At 58.6% G+C, this 14,033-nt stretch carries 17 protein-coding genes; 4 read left to right on the top strand and 13 right to left on the bottom strand.

The genetic code is table 11. The features are described 5' to 3' along the window. Positions 1-120: 120 nt before the first annotated feature. The gene (locus L0U83_RS33955; protein WP_233888532.1) at positions 121-435 is read right to left on the bottom strand and encodes a hypothetical protein; all 315 of its coding nucleotides are present in this window, start codon (positions 433-435) and stop codon (positions 121-123) included. 1,030 nt (positions 436-1,465) lie between these two features. After that, positions 1,466-2,488: a S1 family peptidase gene (locus L0U83_RS33950; protein ID WP_308445095.1), complete on the bottom strand. Its 1,023-nt coding sequence runs from the start codon at positions 2,486-2,488 to the stop codon at positions 1,466-1,468. 481 nt (positions 2,489-2,969) lie between these two features. Between L0U83_RS33950 and L0U83_RS33945 the strand changes: the two genes are divergently transcribed. Further along, positions 2,970-3,221, top strand: coding sequence for a DUF1488 family protein (locus tag L0U83_RS33945; protein ID WP_233889145.1), 252 nt, complete (start codon positions 2,970-2,972; stop codon positions 3,219-3,221). 572 nt (positions 3,222-3,793) lie between these two features. Here L0U83_RS33945 and L0U83_RS33940 read toward each other — a convergent pair. The 4 genes from L0U83_RS33940 to L0U83_RS33925 all read right to left on the bottom strand — a co-directional run bounded on the left by L0U83_RS33940 (position 3,794) and on the right by L0U83_RS33925 (position 5,336). Next, positions 3,794-4,027: a hypothetical protein gene (locus L0U83_RS33940; protein ID WP_233888531.1), complete on the bottom strand. Its 234-nt coding sequence runs from the start codon at positions 4,025-4,027 to the stop codon at positions 3,794-3,796. Positions 4,028-4,116: 89 nt separating this feature from the next. Continuing rightward, entirely contained in the window at positions 4,117-4,350 is a 234-nt protein-coding gene (locus tag L0U83_RS33935; RefSeq protein ID WP_233888530.1) for a hypothetical protein, read from the bottom strand. A 107-nt stretch (positions 4,351-4,457) separates the two neighbouring features. Then, a complete protein-coding gene (locus L0U83_RS33930; protein ID WP_233888529.1) occupies positions 4,458-4,712 on the bottom strand; it encodes a hypothetical protein in 255 nt (84 codons plus the stop codon). Between the two features lie 363 nt (positions 4,713-5,075). Then, on the bottom strand, positions 5,076-5,336 hold the full coding sequence (locus tag L0U83_RS33925; RefSeq protein WP_233888528.1) for a hypothetical protein: 261 nt from the start codon (positions 5,334-5,336) through the stop codon (positions 5,076-5,078). 258 nt (positions 5,337-5,594) lie between these two features. Here L0U83_RS33925 and L0U83_RS33920 point away from each other — a divergent pair, with 258 nt between their 5' ends. After that, positions 5,595-5,804 carry a hypothetical protein gene (locus tag L0U83_RS33920; protein ID WP_233888527.1) on the top strand — a complete coding sequence of 70 codons (210 nt, stop codon included), beginning with the start codon at positions 5,595-5,597 and terminating at the stop codon, positions 5,802-5,804. Positions 5,805-5,806: 2 nt separating this feature from the next. Here the strand turns inward: L0U83_RS33920 and L0U83_RS33915 are convergent, their stop codons facing one another. After that, on the bottom strand, positions 5,807-6,043 hold the full coding sequence (locus L0U83_RS33915; RefSeq protein ID WP_233888526.1) for a hypothetical protein: 237 nt from the start codon (positions 6,041-6,043) through the stop codon (positions 5,807-5,809). 304 nt (positions 6,044-6,347) lie between these two features. Here L0U83_RS33915 and L0U83_RS33910 point away from each other — a divergent pair, with 304 nt between their 5' ends. Continuing rightward, positions 6,348-6,536, top strand: coding sequence for a hypothetical protein (locus L0U83_RS33910; RefSeq protein ID WP_233888525.1), 189 nt, complete (start codon positions 6,348-6,350; stop codon positions 6,534-6,536). Between the two features lie 61 nt (positions 6,537-6,597). On the opposite strand, the gene L0U83_RS33905 is transcribed toward L0U83_RS33910, so the two are convergent. From L0U83_RS33905 to L0U83_RS33895, 3 genes are all read right to left on the bottom strand, one after another. Beyond that, a complete protein-coding gene (locus L0U83_RS33905; RefSeq protein WP_233888524.1) occupies positions 6,598-6,978 on the bottom strand; it encodes an alpha/beta fold hydrolase in 381 nt (126 codons plus the stop codon). A gap of 398 nt (positions 6,979-7,376) precedes the next feature. Further along, a complete protein-coding gene (locus tag L0U83_RS33900; RefSeq protein ID WP_233888523.1) occupies positions 7,377-7,823 on the bottom strand; it encodes a type II 3-dehydroquinate dehydratase in 447 nt (148 codons plus the stop codon). Between the two features lie 4 nt (positions 7,824-7,827). Then, on the bottom strand, positions 7,828-9,171 hold the full coding sequence (locus L0U83_RS33895; protein WP_373321164.1) for an MFS transporter: 1,344 nt from the start codon (positions 9,169-9,171) through the stop codon (positions 7,828-7,830). A 124-nt stretch (positions 9,172-9,295) separates the two neighbouring features. Here L0U83_RS33895 and L0U83_RS33890 point away from each other — a divergent pair, with 124 nt between their 5' ends. After that, complete coding sequence (locus L0U83_RS33890; RefSeq protein WP_267939677.1) at positions 9,296-10,081, top strand: IclR family transcriptional regulator; 786 nt, start codon at positions 9,296-9,298, stop codon at positions 10,079-10,081. A gap of 57 nt (positions 10,082-10,138) precedes the next feature. Here L0U83_RS33890 and L0U83_RS33885 read toward each other — a convergent pair whose 3' ends face one another. The 3 genes from L0U83_RS33885 to L0U83_RS33875 all read right to left on the bottom strand — a co-directional run bounded on the left by L0U83_RS33885 (position 10,139) and on the right by L0U83_RS33875 (position 14,029). Then, complete coding sequence (locus tag L0U83_RS33885; RefSeq protein ID WP_233888521.1) at positions 10,139-10,819, bottom strand: VIT1/CCC1 transporter family protein; 681 nt, start codon at positions 10,817-10,819, stop codon at positions 10,139-10,141. Between the two features lie 150 nt (positions 10,820-10,969). Beyond that, positions 10,970-12,739 (bottom strand): SulP family inorganic anion transporter, encoded by a 1,770-nt coding sequence (locus L0U83_RS33880; RefSeq protein WP_233888520.1) that lies wholly within the window; start codon positions 12,737-12,739, stop codon positions 10,970-10,972. A 375-nt stretch (positions 12,740-13,114) separates the two neighbouring features. Continuing rightward, a complete protein-coding gene (locus L0U83_RS33875; RefSeq protein ID WP_233888519.1) occupies positions 13,115-14,029 on the bottom strand; it encodes a DUF2950 domain-containing protein in 915 nt (304 codons plus the stop codon). Positions 14,030-14,033: the final 4 nt, after the last annotated feature.

The following is a 14,033-nucleotide window of genomic DNA, read 5'->3' as shown; positions in this document are numbered from 1 at the left end:
TTGAGGACGGCCCGACAGCCGGCGCGTTCTAACAGGTGCCGACGTAAGCTCGCAATTTAGACTTTCTTTTTAAATTCTTTTGGAATCAACATGCGCGGACGACCCAAAGTGTACACAGCGTCACCCATCAGCCCGAGTGACTTCGCCAGCACGCAGAAGGCGCGCGCCGCTGCCCTGGAGAGGGCGGACAACGAGCGAGCCCAGAAGCGCCGTGATAGTGACGCCCGCCTCGATGTCAACGCCAGCAAGTGGCGATACGTCTGCACCAGCAACTAAACGAGGAAAAGCAACGGGTTTCTGGCGGTCTTTGACCGCTTCCGTGAATGAATTCCAGGTCGGGAAAAGAGTCATATAACGCTGGCCCGCAAAGCACTTACCCGATCGGGTCTTGTTGGCATTATTCCCACGCGCTTTCCTGGGAAGCTCCATCACCATGGAGTCAATCCTTACGCGTCTGCGAGTTCACGCACAGGTCCGTGCATCGACCTTGGAGTGAAGCGTGCCGTGAGGTATAGCATCAATCCACTCACGTTGTCCCCCCGCAAAAGAAATCGCGACAATGTTCCCAGATAAGCCCAGAATAGCGACACGCAGCTGCTTCCGCGACTGAATAAACAGGAGAAATATGATGGCAAAAAGTCAACTGCGTGGCAATCGTGAGGCAAAGAAGCCCAAGCAACCCAAAAAATTGCTGTCTCCTGCTGTAGCGGGGGCATGGCCGACTCCGTCGAAAACCACTGTAACCAGCAAGCCAGAAAAAAAGAAGTAGCCGGCTTCCTGTTTGTACTCCTGACAGAGTCATGGGGGACGTCAAATTTCATCGCTCTACTCAGCAAGATTAGCGGCACAAATGAGAACGTATCGCTCACCCCGATAACCGACATGAGTGTTGGTACGCGTTGTGAAGGAACTTGTCCGATGATCGGATAGTGAGTGAGCGTACCGCGCAGCGAAACGTGACCGTGCCTGACGTGATGCGAGTGCGTCCTCTATCGCCCAAAACGCGTGACCTCCTGCGCCGGTTGCGACTGCAAGGGAGACGCTACCGGCCATCGGCTTGTCCTTCAACCCAAAAGATCAGGATGAACGATTCGCTCACACACAGTCCGCGCCCACGCCCGGACGTAGCGACCAGCGGAAAGGGGGCGATCAATGGAAATGAAGAAAGGAAATTTGAAGGGGGTGGCTAGCGCCGCATGTCGCCAGTTGTATATGGCGGAACTCGCGCGCGGAGGCTCATACATTGCCAGCACTCTGTCCGTCGCCAGCGAGCGAGCCGCTGTCCTCGACGTCGTGAGGGAATTTTGTGGCCGGTACGGAAGCAACGATCTCGCCGTATTTATGGAATTGCTGGCGCAAATACTCGAAGGACGAAGCCGCCCAGACGCTGCGAGCGTCATACGCCGCCTCGTGGCCGATACGAAGCTTGTGTCCAGTTAGCAACCAGATTCGCGCTCCCGCCCGGCTAATTGGCCGTTAGCGTCAACAGCACGTCGGCGTACCACGCATGGTTGAGACCGAGGCTCTCATCGAGGTCTCTGTCGCGTGCTCCCATGTCGACGGTCGACGAGTGTATGCCAAGCAGCATCCACGGGAGCGAAGACGTCGCGGCGTCCGCATGCATCGACGCTGCGCTCGTCACCACAGGCGCGCCGCTCGTACCGCGGTGCGTTCGCGCGTCGGTGATGAAACAGCCCTTGCCTTCAAACCGCAGCCCAAACGCGGACGCGATGGCGCCCAGCCTGACAATAGGCAGATGATGCAGGGAATCATGAAAACCCAGCGGAAAGCCAACGATGAGCACGGAAGCGCCGATCGGCATCGTATGGCCCGGCGTCGGCAGATGTTCCGGGCCAAAGGCATCGAAGACGGCGCCCGGCGGAAGCCGGTCTTTCCAGACTTCAAGCACCGCGACGTCGACGTCGCCACCGTCGTCCGACGCCTGGCGCCAAAGACTCCTGCCTCCCGAGTACAGCGGTAGTGAAAACCAGGCCGAAGCGCCGAGATTGTCACGGTCGATGTGGAGTTCCACCTCGATACGATCCGGAAAATGCCGGCTGGGCGAGTCAATCACAACGTGACGACTCGTAACGAAAAAGAGGCGGTCGTTGCGCTTGAAAAAGAAGCCGCTCGCGTTCGTCATGTGACGCAGTTGCAAAAATGTGCGCACGCGGGCTGCGCTCAGCAGAAGTGCTTCAGCAGCGGGTTTGTGCACGATGCCGGCGGTGTGTGCGGTAGCTGATGACGGTACGGTATCGCACTCTGTCTGGCTGGCTTTACCTCGAGTGAGCAGTTCCTCCAACGCATCGTATTGCGGCCCCTTTGGCCCCGCTTTTCCTGCTGCAAGAAACGCTTCGATGGCCACGTCCGTGACGGCTCCGCCCGACGCAGCGTTTGGCACATGCCTGACGATAGCCGTCTTACTCGCGCCGTCGCAAAACAGCCATTTATCGCCATTCGGACTGCAATAGAGTTCGATCGTGACCATTGTCATTCCTGCCGTTCTGGTGATTTCGATATGCGCTGCGAAAACTGCCTGGAAGCGCCAGCGGCACCACCCGCGAGCGAGCGGAGATCCGGGATCAAGGAAGAGAGAGGACAACGAATACCGCGGGGGCGATTATTGATGAGCAGCAGTCAGATTCCTGAGTTCCTGGTCCAAACTACGCACCACGTGCGGTACGGTCAAGATATTTCTGGTAACAGCGGTGATCTGAGTGTCGTGCATGAGAATCTGGTTTTCGAAATTCGCGATTTCTAATCATGCAAGTCGCACGGGCGGATGCGATCAAACGGCGTTTTCGTGATTCCGCTTGTATCGCTGCGGTAAAAAGCGCATGCTCAAAATCACATATGTCCCACGGTCGCCGGTTCGATATCGAAACCCCAGGTTGCCTCGTCGCCGCTGCAGCCATTCGATACGTCGCTCGTTTAAATCCGTCCCGGAGGGTAGATTGAAAAAAGGCGGAATGATGCTCAACTTTCCCAATCCCAGTCGAATCTACGACGCTTCCAGACGGTGCGTGTGCTTCTGGGGCTACGACAAAGCTCGCGAGATTGCTTTTCTGGTCGACAATGCGATGCTCGTGAAGCTGAACCCCGAGGTGATTTCTGACGAGCCCTCGATGCTCGCAGCCTTCGACCGCAACCGCGACAGGATTCTGGAACTCGCCCGAACCCTCTATAACGGCGGCCCCCAGAACAGGTACACGATTTCGTGAGTGATGCCTTGCATGCGCCGTCATTGACTGCCGCTATTTGACGACGTTCTCGTCACTGGCATGCCTGGCGGCGTCATTCGTGTCGCCCGCTCGCTTCCGAATGTCACCGGCTTCCTTGCCAAGGCTGACATCTACCTGGAACTTCGCCGATTTCGAAATCTAAGCACATGCTCGATGGCACGCCTGCAGCCTCGAAAGGCCGTGCTGAAAGCCTCATCAGAGCTATCAAAAGGACCAGCGTCGTTTGCCCCCACTGCTTGATTCAGCGGGCCGCTCACCGAGAACTCCTTGTATGTCACGGGCTCCACGATGTAGTACTTCGCCTCGCCCTTCGAGGTCAGTCTACTTGCGACGGTTGCCCTCATTTGCCAACCATTGAATGTGTCGAGGCGCGTTTCCATAGATCCTCCCCTCGAGGGTTGGGAAGACCATCGCGAGCTCGAAAGTCCGATTCCCAAGCCCATGGTGCGCCTAATCCCGTTTGGTCACAAGGTATATAACAAACGTGAAGCAGAGCTCTCGCCATGCCAATGAGGGCACTACCGGTATGACTTGCAGTTGCGGTCGCTCATTCATTCGGCAGGCGGGAGACGATCTGCCTGGGTCTCAGCGTGGCGTTTTGCTTCGGCCAGCATAAGTTCGTAACGCTTGAATGTCGTTTCGCGGTGTTCCGAACAATGGTACCCATCGATGGTGTACCGCCAATACGGCACACCATCGCCGTCCTCGTCAACGTCGACGGAGATGATGTGCCCGTAGTGTCCGTAGCTGACTTGCGCCAAAGCCGTCCCTGGAATATTGATCAATCGATGTTCCGGCTCACGCGCCTTCTTCGAGAGACAGCATGCGATCAATCGAGCCGGTCGCTAACCGGGATAACCACCAGACGGCCCGGTCACGATTCCGGACCGATGAGCACATCAACAGCATCCTGACCTGCAATTTCCGCAGTGAGGTATGCCCAGCGCTGAGTGAAGGGGCCATGCCGGACTGGAATGATTGCACCATCCAGGCCGGTGCGACTGATATTGTGGCCCGTGATCTGGAATGTCACGCTGTACATATCCTCGGCAACCAGTGCCAACGCCACGTGAATCTCGAAACCGCGATAGGGGATCACTCGATTCATGGCTGCATCCACGTCAATGGTGAAGCGATGGACAGCATATTTCGAATTCCGCCTGTTTGAACCATCGAATTTGTGGGGATCTATAGGTAATACCGCACTAGCTGCAACTACAGACTGCGCGCTTTGATCGAATCTATGATGGCGCGCTTGCAAACCCCGAATGCAACCTCAAACGCATCCTCCGCATTTTCGAACGATCCGCTCGTGTAGCGGAATCTCGCCGGATGAAGACGTTTTGCCATCGAATATTCTTTGTAGGCAAGGGGCGGCACGATGTAGTAGCGCGATTTACCTGTCGCAGGCCGGCTTTCGACAGATGCTGTCATTTGCCAGCCATTAAAGGTGTCGAGGCGCGTTTCCATAAATCCTCCCATTGACAGCCGGGAAGACCATCGCGTGATCGAAAGTACGATTCCCAAGGCCATGGTGCGCCTTATCCCGGCCGGTCACAAGGTATATATCTAAACGCAATTGCAGGGCTCTCGCCATGCGGGGAACGCTACCGGCAACGCCGTCGCGCCCGTCATGACGGTCACGCAACTGCCGCCGGAACGCTACGCGTAATCGTGACGGGATCCGCAAATGCCCGGGCTGCTCCCGGGCGCGCATCGCGGGAGTTCGCAAGCAGCTTAACCCCTCACCATCCAATCGTTGCGCTCGACGGTCGCAAGTCACATCGGCGATGAAGTGCACGACGACTTGTCTGAGGGAGCCCGAATATGACCTCAGCCGTTGTTGACGAAATCGCCACCCGTGGCGCGGCCCTCGAGCACTTCCCTCCCGAATTGAACAAGGATCCGACACGCTTCTTCTACAGAGTTTGCAGGCTTCGCCCAGGCGGGTGTCACGCGAGACTCTTTGATCTGCGCGCCGTTCGTTCTCTCTGTGATCACGATCCAGCCCGTGAAGCTCGTTTGGCCAGGATTATTCGGCACGTTAGCGCGTATTTCGATTCCCGGTCTGAACTCGGAAAGATGGCTTGTCATGGCGATCTCCTCCAACACGTTGAGTTCATGCTAGCAGCGTCGACGAACTCTGAAATCTCTTATGTGCGGTAACGCACATAACGCCTGACCGTAACCGTTCAATCGTTAGACGAGTATGAGCTTCTACCTGCTCCAGTCGATGTCGTAACCCTTATAAACGGGGAAGCAACCCGTACCGCCCAGCTCCGTTGGGTATTGGCGACGGAACGTATTCAGTGGACGCCTTTGATTAGCCGGGTCTTTGCGTCGAAGTCAGTCGTGAAAGTGCACGTTCGCATCGACGGCGAAGACGGCCACGTCCGCTTGCCCAATACCGCCGTCATTCAGGCCGTTCGCGCCCTGCTCACCTGGTTATCCACAGAAACGGTGGACAAACCTGTGCAAAGAATGAGCGACGCAGAGCTCGACGCGTTCACACTCCGTCCCGTCGAGCAGCGCATGGGCAAACCAACGGCCGGGGGCACGTAATGCTAGGCGCGCCACTCATCGATACGTGCTCGAACTGCAGCGTTTCCGGCATGAAAAGCAGCTTCGACACTAGGGAAGTAGCTCCCAGCGTTATTGACGATCACAAACGCCCATTTGCCGCCGTTTCGCTTTCGCGCTCGCTGGCAAGAGATGATGAAGTCGTCGCGATTGATCTCCCGAACCGCGACATCGGTCTCATAGCCCTCATACAGTGCGATCCGGTGGATGTGAAATGGCATGCAGGGCTCCTCGTTGGAGTCCCATCATGCGCTCCGCCAGTGACTACGTACAGAGAAATCATGAAGAAAGGTAACCACTTCCCATAGACGGAGACCGATGGGAGGCAATACAACGATGGTCCCCATACACCGAACAGGCTCCAGTTTTTTACGAAGACCTGACGCACAATGCCACCCTAAAGATAAGTTTAATTATCTTCAGGGTGGCATTTCCCAGCTAAACTCCGGCACGAGAAAAACCACCTGCCCCAGCGGCATCAGGCCTGCTAGACTGTAAGTTCCCCCGAAAACCATGGAGGGAAAAATGACGACCATCTACGTGGTGAAGACCGGCGAACAGTTCCTCTGTTGCGCGGAGGATGGCGACATTGGCATGGCACCGGAAATAGAAGGGGCCAAATCCTTTATCTCCTATGAAGAAGCGGAAAAGGCGGCGCACGAGCACGCCGACCCCGGATACGAAATCGTCGCCGTCAGCGTTACGACACACTGATGCGGAGTTCGCCGTCGGGCGCCCGGTTAAAGCGGGCCTGGCGGCTAACGCAGTTCTGCATCTAGTTACTGGAACTTGCCGCCCTCCAGGCGAGGAAGTTCAGGATGACCTCGTTTACCTCGTTCGGACGCTCTTGCTGCACCCAGTGACCCGCTTTCGGAATGAGATGCTTCTTCCAAAGGTTTGGAACGTTGCTTTCCAGTGCGTCGTAGTCCTTCGCTGCCATCTTCACCACTCCGTCAAACTCGCCAGCGAGAAAGAGCGTCGGCTGCACAATACGGGCGCCATCAAGGAAACTGGTCAGCGCCCAGTTTCGATCGATATTTCGATCCCAGTTGATGGGTCCACGAAACCCGCTGCGCTCGAATCGACCGACGAAATACTGCAAATCCGCCTCGCTCAACCACGCCGGGAACTCCTCAGGTAATGCGAGGTTGTCCACGAATCGTGTCGATTTGGGGAAGGTCGCGAAATTGGCCGACTGCCCTTTCACCGCCGCATCGCGACTGCAGCCCCCAGTCATGTCCGATCAGAATCGCCTGCTCTGAATTTCTGTTGCAGCCCGTTCATCATGGAGTCAACCTCGTCTCAAACGATGAAGAAACGCCCGGCGACCAATGTGAATGCGGCACCGCAATGCTTCAAGAGACCAAGTCCCGTTCACACAACCCGCGCTCGAGCGCCTCGTCGAAGAGCGCGCGCGAATCGAAGCGCCTTGGACGCCAGGGAGTGCACACGCTCTCATGGAAGCTGTGCGCATCCCCCCTCGCCGAAGCGGTCGAGTGATTCAACAATGCAGAATGGGGCTCGTCGAATCATGGCGTTTTGCTAGCGGCAGGCTCAAGCCTGGTTGCCCCACAGATCGTCAATTGCGCGAATCGCTAGCAAATACCCGTTCGCTCCTGCCCCACAGATCACGGCAGTCGCTGCCACCGAGATCGACGAGTGGCGATATTCTTCGGAACGCCGGTGAATGTTCGTGATATGCAATTCCACTACCGGCCGACGGATGAGCTTGACCGCATCGAGCACAGGAATCCGGCCGAACGAAAAGCCGGCCGGATTGATGATCAGCGCGGCGTCCTGGAGGAATGCTTCCTGGATCCAGTCGATCAGGTCGCTTTCGCTGTTGGTCTGGCGGAATACGCAGTCGAATTTGAGCGCATCGGCCAGCGTCAGGCAGTTCTGCTCGATATCCTTAAGCGTGGTCGTGCCGTAAATGTGAGGCTCCCTTACGCCCAGCATGTTCAGATTGGAGCCGTTGAGGATGTAGAGTTTGCGATTCATGGTTTTAGTGCGTAGAGGAGCGTTCCAGGGCGGTGCCTTTGGTTTCCCGGGATACCGCAATCATGAGGAAGGAAAGCAGGTTCAGCGAGCCGCACACGGCGACGATGGCCCACGGAGAACCGTGAAAGGCGTTGAGCAGCGCCACGGCGACAATCGGCATCGGGCCTCCAGTGAGCAGGTTGGCGCCCGAGTACGCCAGTGCCGACCCCGTGTAGCGTGCCTCGGTCGGAAAGGACTCCGCGAACCAGACCGGCTGGATGCCACTCTGGAACTGTGTGAAGCCAAGGAACGCGCCCATCACGGCCATTGTCATGGCGATCGAGTTCTGGTTGAGAATCGGAAAGTAGATCAGGCAGCAGATTAGTGTGCAGAACGAACCGATCATCAGCGCACGTTTGCGTCCGATCCGATCGCTCAGGTAGCCGCCCGCCAGCGCCCCCACGATTGCACAGACATTCGCAACCATCAGCAGCATGAAACCGGTCTGCTTTGGCACACCGAGGTGTTTCGTCAGGTAGCTGAGAGAGAAAACCACGATCAAATAAAACAGTGCAGCCGGGCCACAGAAGAACAACGTGAGGCGAAGCGCGGTACGCCAGTGATATTTGAAGACGGTGCCAAGCGGATTGGCAGCGCGCGTTTGAGTGCCACCCTTCTTGAGAGACTCGAAGGCAGGTGTCTCGCTAACCTTCCTGCGGATGTAGATGCCCAGCAGGACCAGGACAAAGCTTGCAAGGAACGGGACTCGCCATCCCCAGGAATCGAAGTCGTCCGACGAAAGCAACGCGGCCAGTGTGAAGAGCGAGAAATTGGCGAGAATCTGGCTGAGTGGTGAGCAAATGCCGAGCAGGCCCGAATACCAGCCACGTCGGTTAGCAGACGCATGCTCCACCGCCATCAGTTGCGCGCCCGTCGATTCGCCGCCAAGTGCGAAGCCCTGAATGATGCGCAGCGACACCAGTAACGTCGGTGCGAGGATGCCAACCTGATGGTAAGTGGGCAGCATCCCCATCAGGAACGACGACGCGCCCATCACCGACACGGTGATGAGCATCAGTTTGCGGCGTCCCCAACGGTCACCGAGAATCCCGCAGATCACCGCGCCGAGCGGACGCGCAGCCAGCCCCGCCCAGAAACTTGCCAGCGACGCAAGCAGCGCGGCGGTCGGGTCGAGTGACGGGAAAAACAGCTTGGGAAAGATTGTGGCCGCAACCACGCCATACAACGCGAAGTCGAACCATTCGAGTGCCGTGCCGACGGTTGCGCCTGCTACCGCCCGACGCGCCATCAAGTGAGCTTGCGCAGACTGTTCTTCCGCAGCAAGGTCAGAGTGAGCAAAAGATGACATTTTGTCTCCTGAATTCCCTTATGTTGAACGTTCGTTTCTGGCGACGAACAGATGCTATTGTTTGCGCTGCGAAGGAGGCCCGTTCCGCACCGGAACTGCATTTTATATCGTGAAAAAGCGCGCTATGTCGCTAAGAAATGGCCTGAGAATTCTCGATTTTCTGGCGTCGCAAGGCGAAGGCGCAGGCCTCGTGGCCATTGCCGACGCTTTGTCCCTGCCGCGCAGCACGTGTCACCGCGTGCTCGCCGAACTCGTCGAAAGCGGGTATGTACGGCAAGTGGTCGATCACAGCCGCTACATCCTGACAATGCGCATGACGTCGAACGGACTCGAATTCCTGAGCCTGACGGGCATCGCGGATATCGCCCAGCCGATCATCGAGCGCGTCGCCGCGCAAACCGGTGAACTGGCGCGGCTGTCGCTGGTCGACGGCGAAGCGATTATCTGGGTGGGTAAGGCGGATGGACAGCGCATTGGCTTTCGCTACGATCCCGACATGGGCCACGCAGCACGACTTTCATGCACGTCGACCGGGCACGCGTGGCTCATGACCATGACCGACGAACAGGCGGTCGCATTGGTTTTGAAGCAGGGCTTCGGACAGCCGAATGAGTTCGGACCCAATGCGCCGACGACGCTTAAAGCGCTGCTGGGATTCCTGCACGCTGCGCGCGTGCGCGGCTACGCGATGATCGACGAGGTGTTTGCTCCGCGCATGTCTGCGGTAGCGGTACCCGTGGTTAGCGGCTCGCGCTGCGTCGGCGTTATCAGCCTGGCCGGCCCGCGGGTACGGTTGACCGCTGAGAAGATTCACGAGCACTCGGTACTACTGCGCGAGGCGGCCAATGAATTGGCCCAATTGAGCAATATGGCGGGATTCCCCAGTCGCCCGCCTCTCGGCAAGGGCTGAGGCGTAACGAGGCGCAGGCCTTCCTGCCGCGAACTCCGTTCGAACCGTCTGTGTCGATTACCCGCCAAGCGCAATGATTGCCATCGTCAGCAGAACGCCTAGCGCGGTCATGACGAAGCCCGCTCTGATCGCGCCCGCGCCGCTGTAGCGCCCCAGCGCAAAGCCTGCGATGAAAAGCATCACGAGCGTGAGGAGACGTGACGCGATGAGCGCCGCCTTGAGATCCGCGATGAATAGAAACGGTAACGCGACCGGAAAGGTTCCGAGGACGACAAGCAGAAAAATGCCCAGTGCGCCGACAAAGTCGCCGCGCACGAAGTTCGCTCGCGGGGGCAATGTCGACGCGCCCGCCAGGCGTGCACGAATGCGCTCGAGGTCAGCGTCCTCGACTAGTGACTCCAGCGTCGCAGGCAATGCGTCGCGCAGCGCCCGAACGGAGACTGCCTGGTCCTGCTCCCGCTGCACGGTCACTGCGAGTTTCAGGCGCTGCCCCCGATCGGCCAACGTGCGTACGAGATACATCACGGCGTCTGCAAGGCCCCATGCGAGATTGCATCCGAGCGCGGTGAGGAACATCTTGTACCCGGCGTCTTCGCCGGCGGTGACTGCCTTGACAGCGCCCACGAACGTCAGGGCCATGAACAGACCAAAACACAGTTCGCAAACGCGATCGACGGTATTGAGTATCGGCGCGCGCGTTTCAGGTTCGATTTGCCGGGCGGGCGTGGCGGTGTTCATATGATCTCGCCTCAAGGTTGATGATGCGTTCATGTCCATTTGGACAACTGCGATCGGCATACATGAGAAACCAGCCAGACGATTAGTGAACCGAACGAATTGCAGGCGAACCGCCTGGCGTCAGACGAGCGTTGATCCAGCGCACCTGAATCAAGTCATTTTTTTTGCAACCGTGTCCGCCCCCGCGACCTTCAAGTCGAGCTCGTGCATATACGTCCCGATCACATCGTCCACCGAAACCCGGCGACCAATATCGCCAACCTGTTGCTCCAACCCTTCCGCGCGAAGCATATCGCGCACGCTGCCATGAGCGGCAACGATCCGCAGGATCCCTCCCGCCTCGGCGAGGTCAGCATGCAGGGCGGCGAGCATCCGCGCTCCCGCAATGTCAACCGTCGGAGAATTGGACAGATCGACTATCACCAGTTTGGCCGGGCACGTTGCCAACCGGATTGCCTCCCGTATCGTCGCCCGCACATGGTCCGTGTTGAAGTAAACCAGCGATGCCTCGACTCGGAACATGAGTACACCAGGTATCGGCTCGTTGTCGGGATGACGCTCGATATCCGAATATCGCTGCGTTCCCGGGATGCGTCCGAGCACCGCCACATGCGGATGCGCGGCGCGCCGGATCAGCAATAGCATCGACGCGAGCACCGCGAAGATCACCCCTTTGAGAATGCCCAGCAGCAGTACGGCAATCAAGGCGACCATCGACACCACAAACTCGTAACGGCTGGCGTACCAGACGTGGCGCAACTCGCGAACGTCAACGAGGCCCTTCACCGCCACCAGCACAATGGCCGCCAGTACGACATTGGGCAGGTTAGTCAGCAGACCTGTGAGGAACATCAGGCACAAGCCGATAGCGATTGACGCGAACACCAGCGCGAGCGGTGTCTTCGCGCCAGCATTGTCATTGACAGAGGACTGCGACAAACCGCCCGCCACCGGGTACCCATGAAAGACGCCCACGGCGAGATTCGCCGCACCGAGCGCCAGCAATTCCTGACGAGGGTCGATTTCATATCTGTGCTTCTGCGCAATAGCGCGTGCCGCCGATACGCTCTCCACGTACGACAGCAGCAGACAGGCGAATGCAAGCGGAACGACGCCATCGACGTCCCGGACCCTGAGCGCAGGGAAATGAAAATCGGGCAGGCCGCGGGGCAAAGCGCCGACGACCGAGAATCCCATCCGGCCCAGTGGCGTCACCGACAGCAGCACGATGGAGAGTGCCACCACGAACAAGGCGACCGGGCGTCCCGGCAAGTATTTTTCGCCGAGGAGCAGCAAAGCCAGCGCGCCGATCCCGAACGCAAGCACGACAAGTTGGGTACCAGGAAGCTGCCCGACCAGAATCGCGACACGCTCATAGAACTGCTCCCCTCCCCCTTTGACACCAAACAGCTTCGGCAATTGAGTCAGTGCGATCGTTAGCGCGGCTCCGGCCTTGAAGCCAAGCAGTATCGTTTCGCTGATGAAGTTGACGAGCGAACTGAGCCGCAGGATCCACCCCAGCAGGCACATGGCTGCGATCAGTAGCGCTGTCAATGCGGCAATGGAAGCGAACCGCTCAGGATCGCCCCCGGCCATGTCCACGACCGTCACGCCGACGAGCATCGAGATCGCCGAAGTGGGTCCGATCGCCAACTGGCGCGACGAACCGAACAGCGCGTAGAAGATTCCACCCACTAGATAACAGTAAATGCCGTATTGCGCCGGCAATCCAGCGAGCGTCGCATAGGCTAGCGACACCGGAATGCCATAGGCGGCAAGCGTCACCCCGGCGACGAGATCGGATGAAAGCCACTGCAGCCTGTAGTTCGTCAACCATTGAACCGGCGGCAATATCGCGCGCCAACCTCTGGCAGGCACCGCAGCGCCAGCGCTTACGGCAGGAACGCGCTCATCGGCCATCGCACCCTCCTTCCCGACGATTGGTCCTAATTGGCCTGGCAAACGAATGAGGGTTCCCGCTTTTCCTGTTAGTGAAACCCCGAATGCTCCGCTAGCCTGAACGGCATTTCGAACCGCCCCGAACTGCGAGAACAAGACCACACAAACCGATGGCACGAAATGGGACTTTGGTCCTATCCCTGGACCAACCTGGGGTTGCCCGGGAACGGTCGCCGTCCCGGTCTTGCGACTCGCGCAAAACTTGACCGTAGGAATCGCATCGCTCGCTGCGAGCGGGTCGACCATGAGGCACGCCATGCCGTTGTAACGTCAGGTGATGTCCCATAGGTTCGCCGAGTTATATGGCTGCCTCGCATTCATCGATAACTGATTCGCTTACGGCGATTCCTTCTCCCACCCGGGGCCCGGATCGAACATGCGCATCGCCTCGGCCTGCTTTGCGCTGTCCTGGCCAAGGTCGCGCGAATAGACCTGGCCATCGTGGCTCACGATGAAGCTCTTGATGCCCGTGTCTCCGTAACGTGCAGGCCACGCGATGACGGCGAACCCGCCGAACAGCCGTCCGTTCACCATATAGTCGTACGCGCCGCCCGGAGCGTGCGGCCCCTGAGCACGAAGCAGCCTGTAGTGGTAACCGTTGTAGCCGGCAACTGTTGCATTGCGCGCGCCCGCTGTCAGGAACGCGGCGCCAAGCGGACTCGGCTCGTCGCCTGGTCCGGTCGGCCAGTACAGGCCATCGTGCTTGCCGGGCGAACTCGCCAACCTGTCGGCATATGCGTAGAGCTTGTTGCCGTCGTGATAGGCCGAAGCGTACTCGCGCTGGGCATCGTAAATCGCGAGCATGGTCTGGATCGCGGCCAGCTCGTTTTGGCCGATACGCCGCAACCGCATCGTCTCAACGCCGGCGCCCAGGTCGAAATGCCAACCCCCGGGTGTCCTGGCGAGCGGAATGGGGAATGTCCAGCCGTCATTGCCCACGGCGATGACAGCGTGCTGGGCGTCGGTCTGCTGTACCGAATGCGACGCCTGCCAGGCGTTCAGAAACTTCTGCCTGAGGTCGGCGCCGACGGGCGGGATCACCGTACGGAAATCATCGCCGAACAATGACCGCAATTCGCCCTCGTCGTTGCTGCTGACGGCCATGCCGAAGGCATTCGTTGCCGCTTGCGGTGACTCGAAGTACTTCTGTGCGCCAGTCGCCGGCAAGGACGCGAGACTGAGCGCCATCAAAACTGCCAGTGCGCTCGCGCTCGACGACAGCCTCGCGCGGATTCCAGTTAATCCCCTCATGGCT

The organism is Paraburkholderia flagellata (assembly GCF_021390645.1).
GTDB classification, from domain to species: Bacteria; Pseudomonadota; Gammaproteobacteria; order Burkholderiales; family Burkholderiaceae; genus Paraburkholderia; species Paraburkholderia flagellata.
The sequence above is the reverse complement of the archived record's forward strand: the minus strand, read 5'-3'. Positions and strand labels throughout refer to the sequence as shown.